At 67.1% G+C, this 24,977-nt stretch carries 26 protein-coding genes; 21 read left to right on the forward strand and 5 right to left on the reverse strand.

Annotated features, from left to right (window positions below; genetic code table 11):
- The first annotated feature begins 86 nt into the window (after positions 1–86).
- Both ACFC0O_RS29970 and ACFC0O_RS29975 read left to right on the forward strand, forming a co-directional pair.
- On the forward strand, positions 87–1,046 hold the full coding sequence (locus ACFC0O_RS29970) for a patatin-like phospholipase family protein (RefSeq protein ID WP_375963507.1): 960 nt from the start codon (positions 87–89) through the stop codon (positions 1,044–1,046).
- On the forward strand, positions 1,043–1,894 hold the full coding sequence (locus ACFC0O_RS29975) for an SDR family oxidoreductase (protein WP_375963509.1): 852 nt from the start codon (positions 1,043–1,045) through the stop codon (positions 1,892–1,894). The genes ACFC0O_RS29970 and ACFC0O_RS29975 overlap by 4 nt, the downstream gene beginning before the upstream one ends.
- Positions 1,895–1,961: 67 nt before the next feature.
- On the opposite strand, the gene ACFC0O_RS29980 is transcribed toward ACFC0O_RS29975, so the two are convergent.
- Positions 1,962–3,491 (reverse strand): aldehyde dehydrogenase family protein, encoded by a 1,530-nt coding sequence (locus ACFC0O_RS29980; RefSeq protein WP_375963511.1) that lies wholly within the window; start codon positions 3,489–3,491, stop codon positions 1,962–1,964.
- 58 nt (positions 3,492–3,549) lie between these two features.
- Between ACFC0O_RS29980 and ACFC0O_RS29985 the strand changes: the two genes are divergently transcribed.
- The 6 genes from ACFC0O_RS29985 (at position 3,550) to ACFC0O_RS30010 (ending at position 9,948) form a co-directional block, all read left to right on the forward strand.
- Positions 3,550–4,002 carry an Lrp/AsnC family transcriptional regulator gene (locus ACFC0O_RS29985; protein ID WP_067562135.1) on the forward strand — a complete coding sequence of 151 codons (453 nt, stop codon included), beginning with the start codon at positions 3,550–3,552 and terminating at the stop codon, positions 4,000–4,002.
- Positions 4,003–4,066: 64 nt separating this feature from the next.
- Positions 4,067–5,407 (forward strand): L-lysine 6-transaminase, encoded by a 1,341-nt coding sequence (lat, locus tag ACFC0O_RS29990; protein ID WP_375963515.1) that lies wholly within the window; start codon positions 4,067–4,069, stop codon positions 5,405–5,407.
- Between the two features lie 217 nt (positions 5,408–5,624).
- Positions 5,625–6,836 (forward strand): beta-propeller fold lactonase family protein, encoded by a 1,212-nt coding sequence (locus ACFC0O_RS29995; RefSeq protein ID WP_375963517.1) that lies wholly within the window; start codon positions 5,625–5,627, stop codon positions 6,834–6,836.
- Between the two features lie 160 nt (positions 6,837–6,996).
- Positions 6,997–8,637, forward strand: coding sequence for an acyl-CoA carboxylase subunit beta (locus ACFC0O_RS30000; RefSeq protein WP_375963519.1), 1,641 nt, complete (start codon positions 6,997–6,999; stop codon positions 8,635–8,637).
- Between the two features lie 226 nt (positions 8,638–8,863).
- Positions 8,864–9,175 carry an acyl-CoA carboxylase epsilon subunit gene (locus tag ACFC0O_RS30005; protein WP_375963948.1) on the forward strand — a complete coding sequence of 104 codons (312 nt, stop codon included), beginning with the start codon at positions 8,864–8,866 and terminating at the stop codon, positions 9,173–9,175.
- An 83-nt stretch (positions 9,176–9,258) separates the two neighbouring features.
- Positions 9,259–9,948: a Maf family protein gene (locus ACFC0O_RS30010; protein WP_375963520.1), complete on the forward strand. Its 690-nt coding sequence runs from the start codon at positions 9,259–9,261 to the stop codon at positions 9,946–9,948.
- On the opposite strand, the gene ACFC0O_RS30015 is transcribed toward ACFC0O_RS30010, so the two are convergent.
- Complete coding sequence (locus ACFC0O_RS30015) at positions 9,874–10,647, reverse strand: transcriptional regulator (protein WP_364646222.1); 774 nt, start codon at positions 10,645–10,647, stop codon at positions 9,874–9,876. The genes ACFC0O_RS30010 and ACFC0O_RS30015 overlap by 75 nt on opposite strands.
- 165 nt (positions 10,648–10,812) lie before the next feature.
- Here ACFC0O_RS30015 and ACFC0O_RS30020 point away from each other — a divergent pair, with 165 nt between their 5' ends.
- From ACFC0O_RS30020 to ACFC0O_RS30035, 4 genes are all read left to right on the forward strand, one after another.
- On the forward strand, positions 10,813–11,712 hold the full coding sequence (locus ACFC0O_RS30020; protein WP_375963522.1) for a sulfurtransferase: 900 nt from the start codon (positions 10,813–10,815) through the stop codon (positions 11,710–11,712).
- 282 nt (positions 11,713–11,994) lie between these two features.
- Complete coding sequence (locus ACFC0O_RS30025; RefSeq protein WP_375963524.1) at positions 11,995–13,788, forward strand: biotin carboxylase N-terminal domain-containing protein; 1,794 nt, start codon at positions 11,995–11,997, stop codon at positions 13,786–13,788.
- A gap of 103 nt (positions 13,789–13,891) precedes the next feature.
- Positions 13,892–14,290 (forward strand): DUF1707 domain-containing protein, encoded by a 399-nt coding sequence (locus ACFC0O_RS30030; protein ID WP_375963526.1) that lies wholly within the window; start codon positions 13,892–13,894, stop codon positions 14,288–14,290.
- Positions 14,290–14,637 (forward strand): hypothetical protein, encoded by a 348-nt coding sequence (locus ACFC0O_RS30035; RefSeq protein WP_364646234.1) that lies wholly within the window; start codon positions 14,290–14,292, stop codon positions 14,635–14,637. The genes ACFC0O_RS30030 and ACFC0O_RS30035 overlap by 1 nt, the downstream gene beginning before the upstream one ends.
- Positions 14,638–14,826: 189 nt before the next feature.
- On the opposite strand, the gene ACFC0O_RS30040 is transcribed toward ACFC0O_RS30035, so the two are convergent.
- Positions 14,827–14,976, reverse strand: a complete 150-nt coding sequence (locus ACFC0O_RS30040) for a hypothetical protein (RefSeq protein ID WP_364646237.1) — start codon at positions 14,974–14,976, stop codon at positions 14,827–14,829.
- 98 nt (positions 14,977–15,074) lie between these two features.
- On the opposite strand from ACFC0O_RS30040, the gene ACFC0O_RS30045 reads away from it, so the two are divergent.
- Entirely contained in the window at positions 15,075–15,875 is an 801-nt protein-coding gene (locus ACFC0O_RS30045; RefSeq protein WP_375963530.1) for a biotin--[acetyl-CoA-carboxylase] ligase, read from the forward strand.
- A gap of 73 nt (positions 15,876–15,948) precedes the next feature.
- Here the strand turns inward: ACFC0O_RS30045 and ACFC0O_RS30050 are convergent, their stop codons facing one another.
- Positions 15,949–16,902 (reverse strand): acyl-ACP desaturase, encoded by a 954-nt coding sequence (locus ACFC0O_RS30050; protein WP_375963532.1) that lies wholly within the window; start codon positions 16,900–16,902, stop codon positions 15,949–15,951.
- 174 nt (positions 16,903–17,076) lie between these two features.
- Here ACFC0O_RS30050 and ACFC0O_RS30055 point away from each other — a divergent pair, with 174 nt between their 5' ends.
- The 6 genes from ACFC0O_RS30055 to ACFC0O_RS30080 all read left to right on the forward strand — a co-directional run bounded on the left by ACFC0O_RS30055 (position 17,077) and on the right by ACFC0O_RS30080 (position 22,563).
- The gene (locus ACFC0O_RS30055) at positions 17,077–17,613 is read left to right on the forward strand and encodes a PH domain-containing protein (RefSeq protein ID WP_375963535.1); all 537 of its coding nucleotides are present in this window, start codon (positions 17,077–17,079) and stop codon (positions 17,611–17,613) included.
- A gap of 9 nt (positions 17,614–17,622) precedes the next feature.
- Complete coding sequence (locus tag ACFC0O_RS30060) at positions 17,623–18,300, forward strand: response regulator transcription factor (protein WP_364646249.1); 678 nt, start codon at positions 17,623–17,625, stop codon at positions 18,298–18,300.
- A 153-nt stretch (positions 18,301–18,453) separates the two neighbouring features.
- Positions 18,454–19,773: a HAMP domain-containing sensor histidine kinase gene (locus ACFC0O_RS30065; protein WP_364646252.1), complete on the forward strand. Its 1,320-nt coding sequence runs from the start codon at positions 18,454–18,456 to the stop codon at positions 19,771–19,773.
- Between the two features lie 118 nt (positions 19,774–19,891).
- Positions 19,892–20,278 (forward strand): hypothetical protein, encoded by a 387-nt coding sequence (locus tag ACFC0O_RS30070; RefSeq protein WP_375963538.1) that lies wholly within the window; start codon positions 19,892–19,894, stop codon positions 20,276–20,278.
- 240 nt (positions 20,279–20,518) lie between these two features.
- Entirely contained in the window at positions 20,519–21,208 is a 690-nt protein-coding gene (locus ACFC0O_RS30075) for a response regulator transcription factor (protein ID WP_375963540.1), read from the forward strand.
- Entirely contained in the window at positions 21,205–22,563 is a 1,359-nt protein-coding gene (locus tag ACFC0O_RS30080) for a sensor histidine kinase (protein WP_375963542.1), read from the forward strand. Before ACFC0O_RS30075 ends, ACFC0O_RS30080 begins: the two co-directional genes overlap by 4 nt.
- A 75-nt stretch (positions 22,564–22,638) precedes the next feature.
- On the opposite strand, the gene ACFC0O_RS30085 is transcribed toward ACFC0O_RS30080, so the two are convergent.
- Entirely contained in the window at positions 22,639–23,181 is a 543-nt protein-coding gene (locus ACFC0O_RS30085; protein WP_364646265.1) for a GtrA family protein, read from the reverse strand.
- Between the two features lie 63 nt (positions 23,182–23,244).
- On the opposite strand from ACFC0O_RS30085, the gene ACFC0O_RS30090 reads away from it, so the two are divergent.
- Positions 23,245–24,468, forward strand: coding sequence for a 5-(carboxyamino)imidazole ribonucleotide synthase (locus ACFC0O_RS30090; RefSeq protein WP_375963544.1), 1,224 nt, complete (start codon positions 23,245–23,247; stop codon positions 24,466–24,468).
- Positions 24,461–24,964: a 5-(carboxyamino)imidazole ribonucleotide mutase gene (gene purE, locus ACFC0O_RS30095; protein WP_375963547.1), complete on the forward strand. Its 504-nt coding sequence runs from the start codon at positions 24,461–24,463 to the stop codon at positions 24,962–24,964. The genes ACFC0O_RS30090 and purE overlap by 8 nt, the downstream gene beginning before the upstream one ends.
- Positions 24,965–24,977 lie beyond the last annotated feature (13 nt).

The raw sequence follows: 24,977 nt of genomic DNA on the forward strand, positions 1-24,977 counted from the left end.
CGGACATTCTATGTACTCGAAGATTTGGGATACCCCGGGTATTCGAATCTAGACGCGGGGAGGCGGAGTCGATAGTGTTCGAAACTATGAGTAACAGGAACGGGTCACATCGACGTGGCCTGGCCATCGGATGCGGCGGCACGGTCGGCGCGGCGTGGATCGTGGCCGCGCTGGCGGCGGCCCGCGATGTACTGGACTGGGATCCCCGCACCGCCGACGTCATGATCGGCACCTCCGCCGGCGCGGAAATGCTGACCATGCTGGGCAGCGGCATCGGCGTCGACGAGCTGATCGATATGCAGCGCGGCACCTCGACGAATCCGATCCTCACCGCCCATATGCGTTGTGAGCCACCGCGATTCCCGCCGCTGCCGCGCCCGCGCCTGAACGCACCCGCCCGCGCCGCGCGAGAGTTGCTGGCGCGCCCCGGCAATGGCCACGCCCTGCTCACCGCCGGTAGCGGCCTGCTCCCGCGGGGCAGCGGCGACGCGAGCTGGCTGCAGCGCCTCGCGGACCGCCTCAACCCCGGCCGCACCTGGGTCGAACACCCAGCCACCTGGCTGGTCGCCATGGACGACGCCACCGGCGAACGCGTGGTCTTCGGTTCCCCGCATGCCCCGCGGGCGAGTCTCGGTGCGGCACTTCGTGCTTCCTGGGGCGTCCCCGGCTGGTTCCCGGCCGTGCCCATCGACGGCCGGAATTTCATCGACGGCGGCGCGGCCTCCACCGCCTCGGCCGATCTGCTCATCCCGGCACAGCTCGACGAGGTCGTGGTCATCGCCCCGATGGCCTCCACCGGCCGCATTCCGGCGACCGGCGCGGGCCACTTCCTGGAGCGGCAAATGCGAAATCGCATGAGCGAGAAGCTCGATACCGAGATCGCCCAGCTGCGCGCCAGTGGCACCAAGGTGCTGCGCCTGGACGCCACCGCCGAGGATCTCGCCGTCATGGGCCCCAACTTCATGGACGGCCGCCGTCGCCTCGCCACCTTCGAACACAGCCTGATCAGCACCCGCAAAGCCATGGAACAGGGAGTTTTCGCATGAGCGTCCTCGGAAAGAACTATCCGGCAATCGATCTCGCCGGAGCACGGGTCCTGATCACCGGCGCGGGCCGCGGTATCGGCCAGTGCACGGCCGAACTGTTCGCGAGCAAGGGCGCGGAGGTCGCCATCGCCGATGTGGACACCGCCGCCGCCCAGGCCGTGGCAGCCGCCCTGGACGCCAAGGCTTTCGAACTCGATGTGCGCCACCGCGACCAGTGGGACAAGGTCGTCGCCGACTTCGGCCGCATCGACATCCTGGTCAACAATGCCGGTGTCATGCCCGCGGGAGCCTTCCTCGACGAACCGGATGCGGTGGGCCACACCACCATCGACGTGAACGTCTGGGGACTCATCCACGGTATGCGCGCCGTCGCGCCCGGCATGGTGGACCGGGGTAGGGGCCACATCATCAATGTCGCGTCGCTGGCGGGCAAGATCCCGATCGCGGGCCTGGCCGTCTACAACGCCAGCAAGTTCGCCGCGGTCGGCCTGTCCGCCGCGACCCGGCTGGAGTTCGAACCGTACGGCGTCAGCGTCAGCACGGTCATGCCGTCGGCGGTGCGCACCCGCCTGTCGTCCGGCCTGACGCTGGGTGCGGGCATGCCCACCGTCGACCCGGAAGACGTTGCCGCGGCGGTGGTTCAGACCGTGCGCACCCGCCGGGCCGAGGTCGCCGTCCCCAACTATCTCGGCCCCATCGACGCGGTGTTCGCCGCCGCGCCGGAACCCGCCGTGCGCCTGGTCCGCCGCCTGTTCAACGGTGACCGCGCCCTGCACCCGTCCGACGAATCCACCCGCGCCGCGTACGAACAGCAGATTCGCGCCATCAGCACCGACGAACAGGGCTGATCCGAATACTCGACGGCCCGAACCGCATGGGGGGTTCGGGCCGTTGCCCTTCGGTCATCCGGGCGGGTCAGCCGAACTGAATGCCCTGCGCCAGTGGCAGTTCCGTGGAGTAGTTGACGGTGTTCGTGGCCCGCCGCATATACGCCTGCCACGAATCCGATCCGGATTCGCGGCCGCCGCCGGTCTGCTTCTCGCCGCCGAACGCACCGCCGATCTCCGCACCCGAGGTGCCGATATTGACATTGGCGATACCGCAATCGGATCCGTCCGCGGCCAGGAACCGCTCCGCCTCGCGCTGGTTCTGCGTGAAGATGGACGACGAAAGTCCCTGCGGCACACCATTGTGCAGTTCGATCGCGGTATCGAGATCGTGATAGGTGAGCACGTAGAGAATGGGCGCGAAGGTCTCCTCGCGCACCACCGCGGTCTGCGCGGGCATGCGCACGATGGCGGGCCGGACGTAGTACGCGTCCTCGCCGAAACCGTCGACTCGCTCACCCCCGCACAGCAATTCACCGCCGTCGGCCTGCGCCCGCGCCAGCGCGTCCCGCATCGCGTCATAGGAGCGGCCGTTGATCAGCGGTCCGACCAGCACCCCCTCCTCGAGCGGATTGCCAACGCGCAGTTGCCGATACGCCGAGGAGATGCGATCCAGCAGCGGCCCGGCCACATCCGCGTGCACGATCAGCCGCCGCAGCGAGGTGCAGCGCTGCCCGGCCGTCCCCGCCGCCGCGAACACGATGCCGCGCGCCGCCAGATCCAGATCCGCCGACGGCGTCACCACCGCCGCGTTATTGCCGCCCAATTCCAGCAGGCAGCGCCCGAACCGCTCGGCCACCCGCGGGGCCACGATCCGCCCCATCCGCACCGATCCGGTGGCGCTCACCAGTGCGACGCGCGGATCGTCGACCAGCTGTGCGCCGACCTCGCCCGTGCCCTGAATCAACTGGTGCACTTCGGGATTCACGCCGACATCGACTGCCGCCCGGCGCAGCAGCGAATGGCACGCCAGCGCCGTCAACGGCGTCATCTCCGATGGCTTCCACACCACGGTGTCCCCGCACACCAGCGCCAGCGCGGTATTCCACGCCCACACCGCGACCGGGAAATTGAACGCCGAGATCACCCCGACCACGCCCAGTGGATGCCAGGTCTCCAGCAGCCGGTGCCCGGGCCGCTCGGACGGCATGGTCTTGCCGTACAACTGCCGCGAGAGCCCGATGGCGAACTCGCAGATGTCGATCATCTCCTGGACCTCGCCGCGTGCCTCGGCGCCGATCTTCCCGGCCTCCAGGGTCACCAGTTCGCCCAGCTCGTTCTGGTGCTCCACCAGCAGTTGCGCCAGGCGCCGCACCACGGCGGCCCGCTGCGGCGCGGGCACGGTGCGCCAGTCCCGGAACGCCTCGGCCGCGCGCCCGATCGCGGCGTCCACCTCGGCCGCCGAACTGGGTCGCAGGGTGAGCAATTCGCCGCCGGTGATCGGCGTGCGCACCGAGAGCTCCCCGGGTTCGGGGGTTTTCGCGCCGAGCGCGCGTAGTAGCGACTCGGTGCGAGCGCGGGGCTCGCCGGTCAATTCATCGGTCATTACAGGGTTCATCGGCAGCTCCAGTATGGGTTCCGGCCACGAGTTCGGTTCGCTGAGTTAGCCTTCGCTGATGGCGGATACACCGGCGAAACCACAACTCGACGACATCGATAGATTGCTGATCCGTGAGCTGATAGCCGATGGTCGCGCCACACTCTCCAATCTTGCCGAGAAGGCGAACCTTTCGGTGTCAGCGGTGCAGTCGCGTGTCCGGCGGCTGGAGGCGCGCGGCGTGATCCGCGGCTACACGGCGAACGTCGATCCGGAGGCGCTGGGGCAGATGCTGTCGGCATTTGTCGCCATCACTCCTCTCGACCCGTCGCAGCCCGATGACGCACCCGCACTGCTACAGCACATTCCGGGCATCGAGGCCTGCCATTCGGTGGCCGGAGACGAGAGCTACATGCTGCTCGTGCGAGTGGCCTCACCCCGGCACCTGGAGCAGCTGCTGCAGGAAATTCGCGCGACCGCCAACGTCCGGACTCGAAGCACCATCATTCTGCAGACATTCTATGACAAGTAGGTTGCTTTCGTAATTAGTTCGGAACTTACGGACAAAACCGTAAAAGTTCGTTTACGCTGGGGTGGTGACCCTAGAACTCGATCGGCTCGGGGCGGTTGCCGACACGACCCTGGTCACCCCCGCCCGGGTGCATGAAATCCTGTCCGAGAACATCCTCGCGGACGGCTTCGATCTAGTGCTGGACCTGCGAAAGTCTCGCGGCCGCCGACTGGTCGACGCCCGCGACGGCACGGCTTACCTGGATATGTTCGGCTTCTTCGCCTCCTCGGCGCTGGGCATGAACCATCCGGCCCTGGTCGGTGACCGCCGCTTCCTGTCGAACCTGACCGCGGCGGCCCTGAACAAGCCGAGCAACTCCGACGTCTACACCGTCGAAATGGCCAGATTCGTGGACACTTTCGCGCGTGTCCTCGGCGACCCCCGGCTACCGCATCTGTTCTTCATCGACGGCGGCGGGCTCGCGGTCGAGAACGCCCTCAAGGCGGCGTTCGACTGGAAGTCCCGGCACAATGAAATGCACGGGCGCGCAGCGGAACTCGGCACCAGGGTGCTGCATCTGACCGGCGCCTTCCACGGCCGCACCGGGTACACGCTCTCGCTCACCAATACCGATCCGGTGAAGACGGCACGCTTCCCGAAGTTCGACTGGCCGCGCATCGACACCCCGTACATCGGCGACGCGCATCCCGATATCGAGGCCGCCGAACGGCACGCCCTCGATCAGATCATTCGCGCCTTCGCCGAAAACCCGGACGACATAGCGTGTTTCATCGCCGAACCCATCCAGGGCGAGGGCGGCGACCGGCATCTGCGGCCGGAATTCCTGCGCGCCGTACAGGAGCTCTGTCACGCCAACGACGCGCTGTTCATCCTCGACGAGGTGCAGACCGGCGTCGGCATGACCGGCAGCATGTGGGCGTACCAGCAACTCGGCCTGGAACCCGATGTGGTGGCCTTCGGCAAGAAGACCCAGGTCTGCGGAATCATGGCGGGCGGTCGCATCGACGAGGTGCCTGACAATGTCTTCCACGTCAGCTCCCGGCTCAACTCCACCTGGGGCGGCAACCTCGCCGATATGGTGCGGGCGCGCCGCATCCTCGAGGTGATCGAGCAGGACGCCCTGCACGAGCGCGCCCGCGAACTCGGTGCGCACCTGCTGCGCCGACTGACCGAATTGTCCACCGCCCATGCGGAAGTCACCGAACCGCGCGGACGCGGCCTCATGTGCGCCATCACCCTCGACACGGCCCAACTGCGCGATGACGTGGTGACCCGGCTGCGCGAGCAGGAACACATCCTCATCCTCGGCACGGGGGAGCGCGGTATCCGCTTCCGGCCCCCGCTCACCGTCACCGTCGCCGAACTGGACGAGGCCGTCGACGCGCTGGACCGCGTATTGGGCTGAGCCGCTGGACGATCCGGGCCGGACAACGACGTCCGGCCCGGATGCCCACGGCTCCGGATAACCGGGCGGTCGCGCCGGGATTGCCCATGATTTCGGAATCGCCGGATAGGTCCGAGCCGCGCGACACCCGGTGACGACTCGGTGAAACCCCATGTGGCCTCCTAGCATTCGGCCACATGTCAGCTCGCCGCCATGCCGGTATGACACGGTGCATCGCGTGATCGCGTGCGGTACTCGACCGGTTCTGCTTGTTGCCCTGACCCTGCTGGCCGGATGTTCCGGCGGCCAGGCCGCGACCGATGGCAAGGCGTCCGGAACCGCCGGATCATCCACCTCGGTCCCGGTATCGAGTACCGCAGCGCCCACAACCGTTGCGCCGCAGGCGAATCTGCTGCCCGGGATGCCGCCGCCGTTATCGTCCACCGATGTGTACGCGGCCACGCGCGAGCTGAGTCCGGCCGTCGCCGACCATTTGCCGCGCGTCTACGTGCCCAATAGCGAATCGCACACCATCACGGTGATCGACCCCGCCACCTTCCAGATCGTCGACAGCTATCCGGCGGGCGGGTCGGAGCCGCAGCACGTGGTGCCCTCGTACGATCTGCAAACTCTCTACGCCAACAATGATCTGCCGATCGGCGGCGGCAGTCTGCTGCCCATCGATCCGCGCACCGGTAAGGCGGGGGAGCCGATTCCGGTGCGCGATCCGTACAACATGTATTTCACCCCGGACGGCAAATACGCCCTCGTGGTCGCGGAAGCCGACCGGTCGCTCGATTTCTACGATCCGCACACCTGGGAGAAGCTGCACGCGGTCGCCGTTCCCGACTGCGGCGGCGTCAACCATATGGATTTCACCGCCGACGGCCGCACCGCATTGGTCAGCTGTGAATTCAGTGGCCGCATGGCGGTGGTCGATATCGCGGAGCTGCGCCTGATCCGCATGGTCGACCTGCCGCAGGGCCGCGGGGCCATGCCGCAGGATGTGAAGCTGTCCCCGGACGGCCGCACCTTCTACGTCGCCGATATGGCCACCAACGGCATTCACGTCTTCGACGCGAACACCTTCGAGAACACCGGCTTCGTCCCCACCGGCGACGGTACGCACGGGCTCTACATCACTCGCGATTCCACAGCGATGCTCATCACCAATCGCCATGACGGGACCATCTCGGTGTGGGACTTCGCTACGAACCGGCTGGTTCGCAAATGGCAGATTCCGGGCGGTGGCAGTCCCGATATGGGCAATCTCTCGGCGGACGGCCGCGTCTTCTGGGTCTCCGGCCGCCATCACGGCGAGGTCTACGCCATCGACATCGTGGAATGGAAGTTGTTGGCCCGCATCCCCGTTGGCCGGGGCGCGCACGGACTCACCATCTGGCCGCAGCCCGGACGCTATTCCACAGGCCACACCGGGGTGATGCGGTGACCATTCACAAGCGAGATATTTTTCCCGGGCCACAGCTCGCCTGCGGCGTCAAAACGAGTCTCGACCTGCGGGTTTCTACTGGCAGCCAGTCAATAACCATACTGACGAGTAGGCAAGACGGGATTACCAGAGGGCACTGGTACTGGTTACACTCCCGGGCATGACGAGTGTCCAGCAGCAGCCTTCGCCGGGGTCGGCGGGCGCCCCCGATATCCACACCACCGCCGGCAAGCTGGCTGACCTGCGTAACAGGCTGGATGAAGCCAAGCACCCGATGGGTGAAGCCGCCGTCGACAAGGTCCACGCCAAGGGCAAGATGACCGCGCGCGAGCGCATCCTCGCCCTGCTGGACGAAGGTTCGTTCGTGGAGCTCGACGCGCTCGCCCGGCATCGCAGCGTGAATTTCGGCCTGGAGAACCAGCGTCCGCTCGGCGACGGCGTGGTGACCGGTTACGGCACCATCGACGGCCGCGACGTGTGCATCTTCTCCCAGGACGTCACCGTCTTCGGCGGCTCGCTCGGCGAGGTGTACGGCGAGAAGATCGTCAAGGTCATGGATCTGGCGCTCAAGACCGGCCGCCCGCTGGTCGGCATCAACGAGGGCGCGGGCGCGCGCATCCAGGAAGGCGTTGTCTCCCTGGGCCTTTACGGTGAGATCTTCCACCGCAATATCCAGGCGTCCGGCGTGATCCCGCAGATCTCGCTCATCATGGGCCCGGCCGCGGGTGGCCACGTCTACTCGCCCGCCCTCACCGACTTCGTCGTCATGGTCGATCAGACCTCGCAGATGTTCGTCACCGGACCCGACGTGATCAAGACCGTCACCGGTGAAGAGGTCACCATGGAGGAGCTGGGCGGCGCCCACACCCACATGGTGAAGTCCGGTGTCGCGCACTACGTCGCCTCCGGCGAGCAGGACGCCCTGGACTACGTCAAGGACCTGCTGGGCTACCTGCCGAGCAACAACCGCGCCGAGGCCCCGCGCTTCCCGGCCACCGATCCGATCTCGGGCGCCATCGAGGAGAACCTCACCGAGGACGACATCGCGCTCGACACAATCATCCCGGATTCGCCGAACCAGCCGTACGACATGCACGAGGTCATCAAGGCCCTGGTGGATGACGACGAATTCCTCGAGGTGCAGGCCGAGCGCGCGATGAACATCATCGTCGGCTTCGCCCGCATCGACGGCCGCAGCGTCGGCTTCGTGGCCAACCAGCCCTCGCAGTTCGCGGGCTGCCTGGATATCGACGCCTCGGAGAAGGCCGCGCGCTTCGTGCGCACCTGCGACGCCTTCAATATCCCGATCATCACCCTGGTGGACGTTCCGGGCTTCCTGCCGGGCACCGGCCAGGAGTACAACGGCATCATCCGCCGCGGCGCGAAGCTGCTCTATGCCTACGGTGAGGCCACTGTGGGCAAGATCACAATCATCACCCGCAAGGCCTACGGCGGCGCCTACGACGTCATGGGATCCAAGCATATGGGCGCCGATGTGAACCTGGCGTGGCCGACCGCTCAGATCGCCGTCATGGGCGCGTCGGGCGCGGTCGGATTCGTCTACCGCAAGCAGCTCAAGGACGCCGCCGCCGAGGGCGCCGATGTCGACGCGCTGCGCCTCGAACTCCAGAACGAGTACGAGGACACGCTGGTCAACCCGTATGTGGCCGCCGAGCGGGGCTATGTCGACGCGGTCATCCCGCCGTCGCACACCCGCGGTCAGATCGTCTCGGCGCTGCGTCTGCTGGAGCGCAAGATGGTGACACTGCCGCCCAAGAAGCACGGCAACATTCCGCTCTGATCGGACGATAAGCGCTTCATGGGGCGCACACTGAGGTTGGGACTCCGGTACCACTCGTACCGGGACCCGCACACCGCGCAAGAACGCCCCATCCGAGCAAAGATGGTAGGAACGGGCCTTCGACGTTGAGGGCCCACAAATTACCGTTCGCGGATTCGAACCCATTTCCGCGAACAGCCGCGCCACCCGCGCGGAATTGGACAGGAGGACTGGCGCTGTGACGACCATGGCTGACGAAGAAGTACTGCGCGCCGCCGAACTGGATCTAGCCGTCGATGGATTGACGGAAACGGTCGAAACGGCTGTTGCCGAAGCTGACCCGTCGAGCGCCGGTCCGCTCATCCAGGTAATCAAGGGAAATCCCAGCGATCTCGAATTGGCCGCCCTGGTGGCCGTATTCGCGGCCGCCGCGAGCGTCCCGACTGCCGCGCCCGATAACGGCCCGGCCGATATGTGGGGCCGGCCGACCCTGCTGCACCGCGGCTCCGCGCCGTTCTCGCCCTACGCCTTCCCGGCCCTGTCCCATCTGAAGGACTGACACGCCGAAAGGCGACCGACCGCGCCGGTGCGCGTGACCACCGGCCCGACCGGTCGCGGCAGGGCTCCAAATAGGCTGTGCCCATGACCGCTGTGACCGAGACGAACGCTGTGCCCGGGACGACTTTCGTCCTGGCCTCCCAATCTCCGGCCCGGCTCGGCGTACTCCGCAATGCGGGAGTCGAACCGGTGGTCCGGGTGTCCCACGTCGATGAGGACGCGGTGGCCGCGGCCCTACCCGCGGACACCACACCCGATCGCGTGGTGATCGAACTGGCCCGAGCGAAGGCGCGCGAAATCGCCGCCGTGATCGCCGCCGAGGCCGACCCCGCTTCCGGTGAATTCACCGATTCCGTTGTGGTGGGCTGTGATTCGATGCTGCTCGTGGACGGGCGGCTACAGGGCAAACCACTCACCCCCGAGGTGGCGCGGGCGCGCTGGGCCGAAATGGCCGGGCGCAGTGCCGATCTGCTCACCGGGCACTGCGTACTGCGCCTGCGCGCGGGCGAGATCGTCGGCGAGGCGGCCGATTGCAGTTCCACCACGGTGCATTTCGCCAAACCCGAACCCGAGGAGCTGGACGCCTACATCGCGACGGGCGAGCCCTTGCAGGTGGCCGGATCCTTCACCCTGGACGGCCTCGGCGGCTGGTTCGTGGAGCGCATCGAGGGTGATCCGTCCAGCGTGATCGGGATCGGGCTACCGCTGGTTCGTCGACTGCTTGCCCAGGTGGACGTCGGGGCTACGCAGTTGTGGCGCGACCCGGCTCGTTGAGGTCGCCAGGCGCGGCTCCTCGGTGTCGTTCGCGACGCCGGGGATGCCATCGGTGGTCCGGGCCGCCGCGAGCAATTCCAGTCGCGCCACACACAATTCGGGTTCCACGAAGGGATGCAGCCGCACCGTGACGGTGTCGCGCGCGCCATTGTGGTCCAGCACCTCGCGCATGAGTCCCAAATGCACGCCGCACACGACTTCGGAGTGGGTGCGCGCGAGTTCGCGCAGCGGGCACGCGGTGAGCCGAATGAGCGAATGCTCCTCGGTCTCCCCGGCCGGATCGCGTTCGGGTGCGAAACCGAGTTCGGAGGCGACGGTGACGGTGAGATCCCGTGCGTCCTCCAGTGTTTCGACCGGTTGGTCCACCGATTCCAGTTTGGAACCCCAGACCCGGCCCGCGGCAATGGCGGCGTCCGAGCGGCGGCGCGGATCGCTGCCCAGTTGATCGGCGAGCACCTGCGCCAATTCCTGATAGCCCACCGATCGCTGTACGGCGGTATATCCGATTCGCGGGCGGCCGCGGCCGCGCGGGGGCTGTTGGAATTGGCGTACCAGTGATTCCCGGGTGAGCACATCCAAATGGAAACGCACCGTAGTCACATGTTGGCCGGTGACGCGGGCCAGTTCCTGCGCGTCGAGAGGCTCGCTGGCGCCACGTAGGATCGCGAGCAGACGTCGTCGCGGCCAAGAATCGGACATAGCTCACCCCTCCTCTCGAGAGACTTTATCGGATGAAGCTGCGCTTAATTCGCTCAATCATCCGATTCGTGATCTGAAACGAGTTTCGTTACCGCCACTTGCCTACGATCGGTGCTGAGATTCGAACTGCCGATACCCAACCCACCACGCGTGAAGGACCACACTGTGCCCGTTGCCCCGGATCCGCATCCCTCGTTCGGTTCCTACGCACATCCTCACCGACTAGTAACCACAGAATGGCTGTCGGCAAACATCGGCGCGCCGGGACTCAAGATCATCGAGTCCAACGAGGACATATTGCTATACGACATCGGCCATGTCCCAGGGGCCATCAAGATCGATTGGCGAAACGAGTTGATCGACCCCCGAACTCGCGATGTCGTCGACGGTGAAACCTTTGCCGCGCTCATGCGTGCCAAAGGTATAGGCCGCGACGACACCGTGGTGCTCTACGGTGATCGCGCCAATGGCACCGCGGCCGCCGCCCTGTGGGTGATGGACCTCTTCGGACACGAGGATGTGCGCCTGTTGGACGGTGGCCGGGATGCCTGGATCTCCGAGGCCCGCGACACCACCTTCGAGGTCCCGTACCCGCTCGCGAGCGAATACCCGGTCCCCGCGCGCGATGACAAGACCGCCCGCGCCTTCCGCTCCGATGTCATCGCGCACCTGGGCGCACCGCTGATCGATGCCCGCGTCTTCGAGGAGTACACCGGCGACCTCGTCGTCCTGGACCGTCCCGAGGAGCAGGCGCTGCGCGCGGGGCACATCCCCACGGCCGTCAGCATCCCGTGGAGCGCCTCGGTCGCCCCGGACTCGCGTTTCCGGCCGCGCGCCGAACTCGACGTGATCTACGGCGCGGTGTCCGACGGCGTCGCCCCGATGGTCTACTCCCGCATCGGCCGCTGGTCGGCCCTCACCTGGTTCGTCCTGACCTACCTCGTCGGTGTGCAGGGCGTCCGCAATTACGACGGCTCCTGGACCGAATGGTCGAACGCGGTCGGCGCGCCCATCGTGACCGGCGATCAGCCCGGCGCGCTGCCGGAGATCATCCGGCGCGACTGATCCGGCCGTGATCCCGCGCGGGTTACCGGGCTGTCCCGCGTGCGATCCGGTGCTGAGGTAACCCCGGCCGCTCTATGCGCGAATAGTGATGCGAGGGTAGGTTCTTCCCCGGACATCCCCGCGCAGATGCTCCGCCCGGTCATCCGGGGTCCCCCGAGGGTCACGAACGCTGTGATTCTCACCCTTCGGGCCTACCCATGGGTAGCCCTAGCCCGGTTCGGCTGTTGTTGGCAGACTGCCTACACTGCCCAAGACGAAGTTATCTCCAGCACAGGAGGCTCAGTGCCCAACCATGCCAACGCGCAGATCACGAAGGTCCTCGTAGCCAATCGAGGCGAGATCGCCGTGCGCGTGATCAGGGCTGCCAAGGACGCGGGCATCGCCAGCGTCGCGGTGTACGCGGAACCGGACGCAGACGCGCCTTTCGTGAAGCTCGCCGATGAAGCTTTCGCGCTCGGTGGGCAGACCTCCGCCGAGTCGTACCTGGTCTTCGACAAGATCCTCGACGCCGCCGCCAAGGCCGGCGCGGACGCGATCCACCCCGGTTACGGCTTCCTCTCCGAGAACGCCGAATTCGCGCAGGCCGTGATCGATGCCGGTCTGATCTGGATCGGCCCGTCGCCGCAGTCCATTCGCGATCTGGGTGACAAGGTCACCGCGCGCCACATCGCGCAGCGCGCCGAGGCCCCCATGGCCGCGGGTACCAAGGATCCGGTCAAGAACGCCGACGAGGTCGTCGCGTTCGCCAAGGAGTACGGCGTTCCGGTCGCGATCAAGGCCGCCTTCGGTGGTGGCGGTCGCGGTATGAAGGTCGCCCAGACCATCGAGGAGATCCCGGAGCTGTTCGACTCCGCCACCCGTGAGGCCATCGCCGCCTTCGGTCGCGGTGAATGCTTCGTGGAGCAGTACCTGGACAAGGCGCGCCACGTCGAGGCGCAGGTGCTTGCCGACAAGCACGGCAATGTGATCGTGGTCGGCACCCGTGACTGCTCGCTGCAGCGTCGTTTCCAGAAGCTGGTCGAGGAAGCCCCCGCCCCGTTCCTGTCCGATGCCGTGCGCGAGAAGATCCATTCCTCCGCCAAGCGGATCTGCAAGGAAGCCGAGTACTACGGCGCCGGCACCGTGGAGTACCTGGTGCAGGGCGAGACCGTGTCCTTCCTCGAGGTGAACACCCGCCTGCAGGTCGAGCACCCGGTCACCGAGGAGACCGCGGGCATCGATCTGGTGCGTCAGCAGTTCCGCATCGCCGAAGGCCATGAGCTGGAACTGAAGTCGGATCCGATCCCGCGCGGGCATTCGTTCGAATTCCGTATCAACGGTGAGGACGCGGGCCGCGGTTTCATGCCCGCCCCCGGTCCGGTCGTGGTCTACAAGGAGCCCGCGGGCCCCGGCGTGCGCGTGGATTCCGGTGTGGTCGAGGGTTCGGTCATCGGCGGTCAGTTCGACTCCATGCTGGCCAAGCTGATCGTCACCGGCGAGAACCGTGAGCAGGCGCTGCAGCGTGCCGCCCGCGCCCTGGCCGAGTACGAGATCGAGGGCCTGGCAACGGTGCTGCCGTTCCACCGCCACATTGTCGAGAACCCGGCGTTCATCGGCGACGGCACCAAGTTCGACGTCTACACCAAGTGGATCGAGAACGACTGGACCAACACCATCGAGCCGTACACCGGTGGCGTGCCGATCGAGGACGAGGACGAGGCTCCCCGTCAGAAGGTCGTCGTCGAGGTCGGCGGCCGTCGCCTCGAAGTGTCGCTGCCGGGCCAGTTCTCGGTCGGCGCGGCGCCTGCCGCGAACGGCGCGGGCGTCATCCGCAAGAAGCCGAAGCCGCGCAAGCGTGGCGGCGCGGCCGGTGCGGGTGCTTCCGGTGATTCGGTCACCGCTCCGATGCAGGGCACCGTCGTCAAGGTCGCGGTCGAAGAGGGTCAGACCGTCGAGGTCGGCGATCTGGTCGTGGTGCTCGAGGCCATGAAGATGGAGAACCCGGTCACCGCGCACAAGGCCGGTGTCATCACGGGCCTGTCGGTGGAGGCCGGTGCGGCCATCACCCAGGGCACCGTGCTCGCCGAGATCAAGTGATCTCCCGCCGGATCTGACCGTCCGGCAACAGCTTTCCCGTCCGGGCCGCTCACAGCTGTGAGCGGCCCGGACGTTTCTCGAGGTGTCGCGCTAAGGTCTTTGCATGGCTGAACCACCGGACATTCGTATCGGCACCGCGGAGCGGGAAGAGGCCATGAAACGGCTGTCCGACAACTTCGCCGCGGGGCGGTTGAGTGTTGCCGAATTCGATGAGCGCAGCAGGGTTGTGGCCGCGGCCATGACGCGCGGGGACTTGGAGCCGGTGTTCTCGGATCTGCCCGCGGTGGTGCTGGACAAGCCGGTTCCGGCGGCGCAGGGATTGCGGTTCGGCGGGAATCTGCCGCAGCGGATCATGCCGGTGGTGCCGATTCTGGCGGTGATCCTGTTCTTCGTCACGCATCAGTGGTGGGTGTTCCTGTTGATTCCGGTCGCGGGTGCGCTGCTGTTCGGTGGCGGCAATCATGAGCGGCGCGGGCGCCGGGAGCGGAGGCGGGAGCGCTGATGGAACCCATTGAAATCAATGCGGGCAGTTGGTATTTGCGCGCGCTGCGGGCCGATGAGCGCATCGACGATCGCCCCGCACTGGCCGACGGCGGCATCACCGATCCCGGCTATGTCGCAACGCGGACCGCGCAGTGGGCCGATGAGACGCACTATTCGTGGGCGGTATGCGTGCCGACCACCGCCGAGATGGTCGCCGAGATCGGCGTGACCCCGGGAGCCGACGGCACCGCCGCGATCACCGGCTGGGTACGCGAGGGCTATCGCGAGGCCCTCGATGACGGTCTGGTCGCCGTGCACCGATTCACCTCCGGATTCCTCGGCCTGGAACCGGTCGCCGCGTCCTGAGATCCCGGCTCCGGACCGTCGATCCTTTCCGGTCCGGAGAAATCCGGCACCCATGAAACGCCAGTTCAGCGCCCTGTTCCGGCGCTGTTCGGGCCATAAATCATTGGTGCGCAGCCCTTTTCCACGAGACCCTGGAGTGGCATCCGAAGCCGACTACAGGGGAGCGGTTATGTGGGGCTGGAGTACACATCAGGCAGAACGCGCGGCGGTCTCGGCGGTCACGAGCTGGACCATCACCGAGCCGCGGCCGACCATCACCGAACACGAGATCCGGACCGAGACCCGGGGGATCGAGGACAGCGCACCCGCCGCGAACGGCGGGTGCGCTGCCGCGCTCACCGATGACGAAATGTGCGTGGCGGACGCCCCGGCCGCCGATCCGCGCATGCCGGTCGGGGGCGCGGGGATCGTCGCGCCCGGTGGAGTAGCCTCGCGGCATGGACAGGCCAGCCTTGGATATCGACCGACTGCGGAGCAGTCTCGCCGCCTCGCCGGAGGGGTCGTTCTTCACCGGGATCGACGTGGTCACCTCGACCGGGTCGACGAATGCGGACCTGGTTGCGCGTGCGGCCGATTCGACCATCGACCGGGTGGTGCTGATCGCCGAGGCGCAGGAGCGCGGCCGCGGCAGGCACGAACGGCAGTGGGTGAGCCCGCCGCGCGCGCAGATCGCCATGTCGGTCCTGGTGCGGGCGCGCGGTATCGACCCTGAGGTCTTGGGCTGGCTGCCCCTGCTGACCGGGGTTGCCGTGGTGGACGCGGTGCGCGCGTCCGCCGGGGTCAAGGCAATTCTGAAGTGGCCCAATGACATTCTGGTCGATGGCCGCAAACTGTCCGGCATCCTCGCCGAGATCGCCGCGGCGGGAACCGATCCCGCGATCGTGATCGGCGTCGGGTTGAACGTCAGCCTCACCGAGGCGGAATTGCCGGTGCCGCACGCGACTTCGCTGCTGCTGTCCGGTGCGGGCGACGCCGACCGCACCGAACTGGCGGCGGCCATGCTGCGCGAGTTCGCGCGCCGTTTCACCGCCTGGGAGGCCGCGGGCTGGGATACCGCGGAACTGTCCGCCGAGTACCGGGATCGCTGCTCCACCATCGGATCTCAGGTCAAGGCCGAGATTCCGGGCGGTGAGGTGCTCACCGGCATCGCCACCGGTGTCGACGCGCACGGCCGCCTGTTGATCGGCGATCGCGCCGTCTCCGCCGGTGACGTCACTCACCTGCGCGCCGAATACTGAGCGCACCCCGTCATCGTGCGATGACGGGGTGTACGGGTATTCCGATGGGTGCTAGACGATTTCGGTGTTCGGCCTAGACGGTTTGGAGTTCGGCGCGGGCCGCTTCGCGGGCCAGCAGGCGGTCGCGCTGCTCCTCGAATTTGACCGTATCGGCTTCCAGCTTGGCGACGTACGCCGCCAGGATCTCCCGCGCCTTGTCGCCGCGCGGCCCGAAGTCGTTGCGCTCGAAGATATTCCAGTTCTTGAGCACCGGGTTCACGACCTCTTCGAGGTGCTGGCGCAGATCGTAGATGCCGTGCTTGGCCATCAGCACGCCGTTGCGCCGGAAGTTCGGCATGCCCGCGCCCGGCATGACGAAGTTGGTGAGCACCTTGGTGATCGCCTCCATGGCCTGATCGGGTGCCAGGTCCAGGCCCGCGCCGCAGAGGGTGCGGTAGAAGATCATGTGCAGGTTCTCGTCGGCGGCGATGCGCTGCAGCATGCGGTCGGCGATGGCGTCATTGCATACGCGTCCGGTATTGCGATGCGAGATGCGGGTGGCCAATTCCTGGAATGTCACGTATGCGACGTTCTCCAGGAATCCGCCCCAATCATCGGGTGACTGTGCGCCATTGGTCATATGGATCATCCGCGCCTCTTCGAGCGCGACCGGATCGACGCCGCGGGTGACGATCAGATAGTCACGGATGACGATGCCGTGCCGGTTCTCCTCGGCGGTCCAGCGGCCGACCCAGGTGCCCCACGCGCCGTCCTGGGAGAAGTTCTCGGCGATCTCGCGGTGGTAGGAGGGCAGGTTGTCCTCGGTGAGCAAGTTGGTGACCATGGCGATCTTGGCGACCTCGCTGAGTGAGGATTGCGAAGGGTCCCAGTCCTGTCCGCCCATTGCGGCGAAATTGCGGCCCTGATCCCACGGCACGTAGTCGTGCGGATGCCAGTCTTTCGCCATGGACAGGTGGCGGTTCAGGTTCTGCTCTGCCACCGGTTCGAGTTCTCGCAAGATTTGCAGCTGGGTCAACTCTCGGGTCACACACGCCTCCTGTGTCATGCGCCGGTTTTGAATGCGGCCGGAATGGTGTTGCGCGGGACAGCTCGACGAAAGGCAGATCTGAGTCGCCGATGCTACGCGGATGCCGCACGATTGTGCGCCAGACCGGTGTTCGGCGTGAGGCATTCTGTCATCTCCGCGGGATAGGGTGCTTACATGGGTTATCCAGAGGAAGCATTGGCGCCGGAGGAGCAGCTGGTGCTACATCGTCATCCGCATTGGAAGATGTTGTTCTGGCCCGCTGTAACTTTCATCCTGATCACCGCATTGGCCGGATTCGGGTTGGGCGTTGCCGCGCGCAATACCAATGGCAACGTGGCGACCGGTCTGTTGATCGGCATCGGGGTGCTATGGCTGGTGATTGTGTTGTGGCGCAGCGTCATCCCGTTGATTCGCTGGAAGTCCACGCATTTCATCATCACCGACCGGCGGGTGCTGATCCGGCAGGGCGTGCTCACCCACACCGGTATCGACATTCCGATGAACCGCATCTCGAATGTGCAGTTCCGGCATAGGTTGTTCGATCGACTCCTGGGTACCGGCACGCTCATCATCGGGTCCGCGTCGGAGGATCCGTTGGAGTACGACGACATTCCGCATGTGCAGCAGGTGCACGCGCTGCTGTATCACCAAGTCTTCGATGTGGTGCAAAACGATCCGCGCAATCACGGTTCCCCGCCCGCCTACCCGTAGGCTTGCTCCGTGACCGCTGTACTGCTGGCCGAAGACGACGAGGCCATTGCCGCGCCGCTGTCGCGGGCGCTGGGGCGTGAGGGCTATGCGGTGACCGTGGAGAGCTACGGTCCCGCCGTATTGGAGCGCGCCCTCGAGGGCGGCCATGACCTGCTGATTCTCGATCTCGGACTACCCGGTATGGATGGTCTGGAGGTGTGCCGCCAGGTGCGGGCGCGCGGGGCGGATCTCGCGGTGCTGATGCTCACCGCGCGCACCGACGAGGTCGATTTCGTGGTCGGGCTGGACGCCGGCGCGGACGACTATGTCGGCAAACCCTTCCGGCTCGCCGAACTGCTCGCCCGGGTGCGAGCGCTGTTGCGGCGCAGCGGAATCGGGGACGAAACGGTCGAGGTGGGCGGAATCCGGCTCGAACCCGCCGCGCGTCGCGTACTCGTGAACGGCCTCGAGGTGAATCTGGCCAATAAGGAGTACGAACTGCTCAAGGTGCTCATCGACCGCGCCGGACAGGTGGTTTCGCGCGAGACCATCCTGCGTGAGGTGTGGGGTGACGCCGATCTGCGCGGCTCCAAAACCCTGGATATGCATATGTCCTGGTTGCGCCGCAAGATCGGTGACGAGGGACCGGTGGCGGAGCGCCGGATCGTGACGGTGCGCGGCGTAGGCTTCCGCTTCAACACCGATTAGCGGTTCCCGCGACCGGTTTTTCGTATGCTCCCCCCTGCGCCAGAGCGCGCGAGTCAGGCCGCGCCCCGGCGTACCCGCAGGTCCGTGCTGTGGCGTCGGCCGACGCCGTGGCGTATCCGTATCGAACGCCGAGCGAAGCGAGGCATCTCGACGATGAGACGCAGAATCCTGCTGTCGATGGTGGCCGCACTCACCCTCACCACACTGGTTCTCGGTGTGCCGCTGGCCTTCACGGCGTGGCAGTGGGTGGAGGACATCTCGCGCAATGAACTGCGCAATCGCCTCGATCGGATCGCGGTGGAGGTGGTGGCGCAGGAGCGCGATGACGGGCTGGTGCACGGGGAGCTGGATCTGCGGTCGGTGCGGCCGCTGATTCCGCCGGACGGTCGGCTCACCATCGTGTATCCGACGCCGCAGGACAATGCCTCGCGCATCGATGTGGGGGCGGATCAGGTGCGGGATCCGCTGGCCGAATCCCTGGCGATGGGCACCTCCGGATCGCTGCGGCTGGAAACCCCTGCCGCGCCGATGCATTCGATGCAGCGGCAGGCACTCGGCGCGGTCGCGGCGCTGGTGCTGATCTCGCTCGGCGCGGGCATCGCGGTCGCGGTGGTGACCGCGCGCCGGGTGGCGGATCCGCTGCGCGATGTGGCGGCGCGGGCCGCGCGCCTCGCGATGGGTGATTTCCGGGCGGATTCGCGACGGCACGGGATTACCGAACTCGATCGCGTATCGGACGTATTGGACTCCGCGACAGTCGAAATCGCGGGACGGCTGCAACGTGAGCACGCGCTCGTGGCCGATGTGTCGCATCAGCTGCGCAGTCGCCTCACCGCCGTGCGGCTGCGCCTGGACGAACTCTCCACCCATGACGATCCCGCCGTCGTGCACGAGGCGGAAGAGGCCATGGCACAGGTGGATCGGCTCACCGACGCCATCGACGAACTCGTGCGCGCCTCCCGCGACGAGGGCGCGGCGGATCGCGATCCGGTGCCGGTCGTCGCGGAACTGCGTGGGGTGGTGGCGGAATGGCGGCACCCCTTCGCGGAAGCGGGCCGCAAACTGGTGCTGCTCGGCGACCCCACCCTGCGTGCGCCGGTCACCGGTTCTCGCCTGCGTGAAGCGGTCGCGGTGCTGGTCGACAACGCCCTCATGCACGGCGGCGGCACCTGCACGGTCTCGGTCCGCACGGTTACCGGCGGCCTGGCCTCCCGCGAACCCCTCGTCGTGGTCGAGGTGGCCGACGAGGGCGACGGCGTCCGAGATGAATTGGCCCCGCACATCTTCGACCGCGGTTTCTCCGCCGCGGGCTCCACGGGTGTCGGCCTGGCCCTCGCCCGCGCCCTCATCGAAGCAGACGGCGGCCGCATGGAACTCCAGCGCCGCCGCCCCGCCCTGTTCGCCGTATTCCTCGGCTCCAGCGGCGGTTCCCCCCGCCCGGCCCCGAACGGTCCTGTCACCGAACCACGTTGACGTCGCGTTCTCTATCGATTCCCTAACCATTCGCTAGCCGGGGTTGAGAACTTGCTCCATACCTTCGGATTCGTCAGACAGAACGGCGAGAGATCGTCGACGAACCGAAGGAGTTGCCATGCAGAAGACCACAGTTCGCCGCGGCGCGATCGCGGGCGGAATCGCGGGTGTCGCCGTGCTCGCCGCACTGCTTGCCCCGGCGGTCGCCAATGCGGCCGAGCCGGACGCGACCGGCGGCGAGGTGGCTCGCCCCGGCGTGGCGATCCCGGTGGATCCGAATGTGCAGTACCCGTCCGACCCATCCGAGACCGTCCTGGTGACCAAGGACGAGGACGGCAATGTCACCGTGCAGCGCGGCCGCCCGGGCCAGCTGCCGCCCGGCGCGATTCCGGCGACCCCGCTGGAGCCCGGCCAGCACGGCGTCACCATCCTCCCGCGCGATACCTATCCCGCCGCGCCGGTCGTCCCGGCGCTGCCCGCTCCGTCCACCGGTAGCGCGGGCTGATCCGTTCCCGGCGCGCGGGCGAGCTGTCCCGCGCGCCGGATCCATGGCGCTGCCGCATGGTGTGAGCGGCGGAGATATCCACTGATCAATGGGAGATTCGGCCGAATTGTCTTACGGAATCGCGAGGAGTGACCGTCGGCCCGGGGTGATTCACCCGGTGAGCGGACAGCGTGAATTCGTGGCGCGGGTCGGCGATTCGCTCACAGTTTCCGCACGGGTGGCGTCAGTAGGGTCTGGGCTGTGAGTGGTCCGCTGATTCTGGTTGTGGACGATGACGCGCGGGTGCTGGCGTCGGTGGCGCGGGGGCTGCGGCTGTCCGGTTTCGAGGTGGAGACCGCGACGGACGGGGCCGCCGCGCTGGCGCGCATCACCGCGAGCGCGCCGCAGGCGATGGTGCTGGATCTGAATATGCCGCTGCTGGACGGGGTGCAGGTGGTGACGGCGCTGCGGTCGTTCGGGAACGATATTCCGATCTGCGTGCTGAGTGCGCGGGCGGAGGTGACCGATCGGATCGGTGCGCTGGAGGCCGGGGCCGACGACTATCTGACCAAGCCGTTCGACCTCGGTGAACTGGTCGCCCGGTTGCGCGCCATGCTGCGCCGCGCCCCCGCGCCCACACCTGAGGCGGATCGAATCACGGTGGGCCCCCTCAGCATTCAGCCGAGCGCCCGCCGCGCCTACGCCAATGACGCCCGGCTGGATCTCACCAAACGCGAATTCGATCTGCTCGCCGCCCTGGCCGCCGCCCCCGGCCAGGTCTTCACCCGCGCCCAGCTGCTGGATCGGGTCTGGGGCTACGACTTCGAAACCCAGACGAAAGTGGTCGACGTGTTCGTCTCCTACCTGCGCCGCAAAATCGAATCCACCGGCAGCCCGCGCCTCATCCACACCGTCCGCGGCGTCGGCTTCGTCCTGCGAGACGACGCATGAGCGGGTTCGCTCGCATCCGGCAGCTGTTCGGCTCGGTTCGGCGGCGCGGACCCGGTACTCCCCGGCGGCCGCTGTCGCTGCGCACTCGCGTCGCGCTGGCCAGTGCCGCGACCGCCGCCGTGGTGGTGGCGCTGATGAGCACGGTGTTGTTCGCGGTGGCGAGCAGTGATGCCAAGACGCAGGTGGGGTCGGTGGTGGATGCGATCGCGCTGTCTCCGGCGCAGCCGCTGCCCGCGTTGCCGACGGATCCGAGCGCACCGCTGGTCACGACGGATGTGCCGGGCGCGCATGCGCTGCCGCAGCCCGCGACGCCCGGTCCGGAGCTGTATCTGCAACGCGGCCCCGATGCGGATTCCTCGACCGCGGTGGAGTTCGCACGCACCTTCCCGGTGGCGGGCAAGACCGTGGTGGTGGCCGTACCCCGCACGGTCGCAACGGATTCCGCGACCAAGCAGCGCACGCGGATCATCGGCATCGGGGTGGCTGCGACCGCCCTGGCCGCCCTGCTCGGCTGGTATTTCGCCTCGCGCGCGGTGGCTCCGCTGCGCCGCCTCACCGCCGAGACGGCCGGGCTGGGGGATCGGCTGGCATTGGACCCGCCCAAGCGCCCGGTGGCAAGTGAGACAAGGGAATTGGCCGATGCCATGAACACCATGCTGGACCGGATCGCGGTCGAGCGGCGGCACACCAGCGAAGCCCTGGTCACCGCAAGGGATTTCGCGGCGACGGCCGCGCATGAACTGCGCACCCCGCTGACCGCCATGCGCACCGATCTCCAGGTGCTGCGCACCATATCGCTCTCGGAGTCCGAGCGCACCGAGATCCTGGACGAGGTGCTCGCCGGTCAAACCGCGATCGAGGCGACCCTGCATGCCTTGGAGCGCTTGGCCGTCGGCGATCTGACCACCGAATCCGATTGGGAGGACGTGGATCTGGGTCAGCTCATCGATCAGGTGGTCGATGACGCGGCGCACATGCATCCGGGCGTCGCCATCGAAACCGAAGGCGTGGAACCCATTCGCCTGCGCGGCCTGGCGGCGGGCCTGCGCTCGGTGCTCGAGAACGCCATCACCAATGCCGTCCGGCACGGCTCCGCCACCCGCGTCGATATAGCCGCCCGCACCGTCGGCGATACGGTCACCCTCACCATCGACGATGACGGCACCGGTGTCCCCGAGCCCGAACGCGAGCGCGTCTTCGAGCGTTTCCAGCGTGCCAGCCCCAACTCCGGAAGCGGCCTGGGCCTGGCCCTGGTGGCCCAGCAGGCCCGCTTGCACGGTGGCACAGCCACTCTCACCGACAGCCCGCTGGGCGGTGCCCGCCTGACCGTCACGCTGGTCGTGGACCGAGGTTGACGCCGCCGGGCACGGCACCCCGAATACGACGGCGGCCCACAACCGAAAGGTTGTGGGCCGCTATCTTTTCAGGCTCTAACTATGTCCGAGTTGTTCCTCGTTGACCAGATCCTCGAACTCTTCCTCGAGTTCTTTCATTTCATCCGGAAATACCCAGCGCCGCATGGCCCAGAATCGGAATGCCATCTGCAGCAGATTTCCGATGATGAACGCGCTGAAGAAGTCGGCGATGTTCTCGACGGTGAAGCTGACGTTCGGCTGGCGCAGGTCGAACACGTAGCTGGAGATGTACAGCGGCAGACTCGCCAGCAGCACCCCGATGCCGCTGACCGCGAAGAACAGCAGCGCCTCGTGATGCTTCTCGCGCCCGCCGCGCTTGTCGAAGGTCCATTCGCGGTTGAGGATGTACGACACGATGACCGCGATGGTGCCCGACAGGATGCGGGCGATCGTCGGCTTGGTGTCCAGTACGGTCCACTTCAGCAGGTAGAAAATCCCGATATCGATAACGAAGGTCGTCGCTCCGACAATCGCGAACTTCAGCAGTTCGGAATGGCGGTCGGCGAGGTCCCGCAGCGGTGTGGGCAGGACGTTTATGACCTTGTCGACAAATGACACCAGCCGAGTCTACGTCGCTTACCGACTCGGAGAGCAACCCGCGGGTTGTAGGGGGTCGGTGCCATGACAACATTGACGAACGTGAGCGCACGTTCCTTCGATTCCTCCGCGATGCCCACCGTCACCATGATCGGTGGCGGTCAGCTCGCGCGCATGACCCATCAGGCGGCCATTGCGCTCGGGCAGCGGCTGCGCGTGCTGGCCGAGCGGCCGGATGATCCGGCGGCGCAGGTCACACCCGATGTGGTGTTCGGCAGCCATCAGGATCTGGCGGCGCTGCGTAAGGCGGCCGTCGGCTCGAACGCGGTGACCTTCGATCACGAGGGTGTGCCGACCGAGCATCTGGAGGCGCTGATCGCCGAGGGCGTGAATGTGCAGCCGCCGCCGAGCGCGCTGATCTTCGCGCAGGACAAGCTGATCATGCGCCGCAAGCTGGCCGAGCTGGGGCTGCCGATTCCGGCGTTCACCGAGGTGAGATCGGTCACGGACGCGGTCGAGTTCGGTGACGCGAACGGCTGGCCGTTCGTGCTCAAGGCGGTGCGCGGCGGTTATGACGGCCGCGGCGTGTGGATGCCCGCCGATGCCGCCGAGACCGAGCGCATTGTCAACGATCAACTGGCGCACGGTGTTTCGCTGCTGGCCGAGGCCAAGGTGGATCTCGCCCGCGAACTGTCCGCCATGGTGGCGCGGTCCCCGTTCGGTCAGGCGGCGGCCTGGCCGGTGGTGGAGACCGTGCAGCGCAATGGCCAGTGCGCCGTGGTGATCGCCCCCGCGCCCGCCCTGCCCGAGCAGCGCGCGACCGAAGCCGGTGCCCTGGCGCTGCGCCTGGCGGCCGAACTCGGTGTCACCGGGGTGATGGCCGTGGAGCTGTTCGAAACGCACTCCGGTGAGCTGCTGGTGAACGAGCTGGCCATGCGCCCGCACAATTCCGGCCACTGGGGTATGGACGGCGCGTGCACCGGTCAGTTCGAACAGCATCTGCGCGCGGTGCTGGATTACCCGCTGGGTTCCACCGCGCCGCTGGCCCCGGTGACCGTGATGGCGAATATTCTCGGCGCGGCCGAATCCCCGGCGATGTCGATGGACGAGCGCCTGCATCATCTGGCGGCGCGTCTGCCGGAGGCGAAGGTGCACCTGTACGGCAAGGGTGAGCGCCCCGATCGCAAGATCGGCCACATCAATATCCTCGGCGACGATGTCGCCGTCACCCGCGAGAAAGCGGAGCGCGCGGCGCATTGGATGTCGCACGCGATTTGGACCGACGGATGGGATCCGCATCATGACTGAGACCGCACAGGTTGGCCTGATCATGGGCAGCGACTCCGACTGGCCCACCATGGTCGCCGCCGCGGAAGCCTTGGCGGAGTTCGGGATTCGCTTCGAGGTCGGCGTGGTCTCGGCGCACCGCACCCCGCAGCGCATGCTCGACTACGCCAAGGAGGCCGCCGGTCGCGGTCTCCAGGTCATCATCGCGGGCGCGGGCGGCGCGGCGCACCTGCCGGGCATGGTCGCCTCGGCGACCCCGCTTCCGGTGATCGGCGTCCCGGTCCCGCTCAAGCACCTCGACGGGATGGATTCGCTGCTCTCGATCGTGCAGATGCCCGGCGGCGTCCCGGTCGCCACGGTCTCCATCGGCGGCGCGCGCAATGCGGGCCTGCTGGCCGTGCGCATTCTGGCCGCCTCGAATCCCGAACTCCGCGGGCGGATGGAGCAGTTCCAGGCCGATCTGGAGAAGATGGTCCTGGAAAAGGATCAGGCCCTGCGAACCCAGCTGCTGGGCTGACCGAATCCGTGCG

Origin of the sequence: Nocardia sp. NPDC056100, assembly GCF_042266325.1 — a bacterium.
Taxonomy (GTDB): Bacteria; Actinomycetota; Actinomycetes; order Mycobacteriales; family Mycobacteriaceae; genus Nocardia.

Bases quoted from the DNA above. Each gene is read 5' to 3' on its own strand.
- ACFC0O_RS30000 (WP_375963519.1), top strand. From the start codon at position 6,997: ATGACGAGTGTCCAGCAGCAGCCTTCGCCGGGGTCGGCGGGCGCCCCC.
- ACFC0O_RS29970 (WP_375963507.1), top strand. From the start codon at position 87: ATGAGTAACAGGAACGGGTCACATCGACGTGGCCTGGCCATCGGATGC.
- ACFC0O_RS30010 (WP_375963520.1), top strand. From the start codon at position 9,259: ATGACCGCTGTGACCGAGACGAACGCTGTGCCCGGGACGACTTTCGTC.
- ACFC0O_RS30080 (WP_375963542.1), top strand. From the start codon at position 21,205: ATGAGCGGGTTCGCTCGCATCCGGCAGCTGTTCGGCTCGGTTCGGCGG.
- ACFC0O_RS30015 (WP_364646222.1), bottom strand. From the start codon at position 10,647: ATGTCCGATTCTTGGCCGCGACGACGTCTGCTCGCGATCCTACGTGGC.
- ACFC0O_RS30070 (WP_375963538.1), top strand. From the start codon at position 19,892: ATGCAGAAGACCACAGTTCGCCGCGGCGCGATCGCGGGCGGAATCGCG.
- ACFC0O_RS30005 (WP_375963948.1), top strand. From the start codon at position 8,864: ATGGCTGACGAAGAAGTACTGCGCGCCGCCGAACTGGATCTAGCCGTC.
- ACFC0O_RS30090 (WP_375963544.1), top strand. From the start codon at position 23,245: ATGACAACATTGACGAACGTGAGCGCACGTTCCTTCGATTCCTCCGCG.
- ACFC0O_RS29985 (WP_067562135.1), top strand. From the start codon at position 3,550: ATGGCGGATACACCGGCGAAACCACAACTCGACGACATCGATAGATTG.
- purE (WP_375963547.1), top strand. From the start codon at position 24,461: ATGACTGAGACCGCACAGGTTGGCCTGATCATGGGCAGCGACTCCGAC.
- ACFC0O_RS30030 (WP_375963526.1), top strand. From the start codon at position 13,892: ATGGCTGAACCACCGGACATTCGTATCGGCACCGCGGAGCGGGAAGAG.
- ACFC0O_RS30055 (WP_375963535.1), top strand. From the start codon at position 17,077: ATGGGTTATCCAGAGGAAGCATTGGCGCCGGAGGAGCAGCTGGTGCTA.
- ACFC0O_RS30065 (WP_364646252.1), top strand. From the start codon at position 18,454: ATGAGACGCAGAATCCTGCTGTCGATGGTGGCCGCACTCACCCTCACC.
- ACFC0O_RS29975 (WP_375963509.1), top strand. From the start codon at position 1,043: ATGAGCGTCCTCGGAAAGAACTATCCGGCAATCGATCTCGCCGGAGCA.
- ACFC0O_RS30035 (WP_364646234.1), top strand. From the start codon at position 14,290: ATGGAACCCATTGAAATCAATGCGGGCAGTTGGTATTTGCGCGCGCTG.
- ACFC0O_RS30045 (WP_375963530.1), top strand. From the start codon at position 15,075: ATGGACAGGCCAGCCTTGGATATCGACCGACTGCGGAGCAGTCTCGCC.
- ACFC0O_RS29980 (WP_375963511.1), bottom strand. From the start codon at position 3,491: ATGAACCCTGTAATGACCGATGAATTGACCGGCGAGCCCCGCGCTCGC.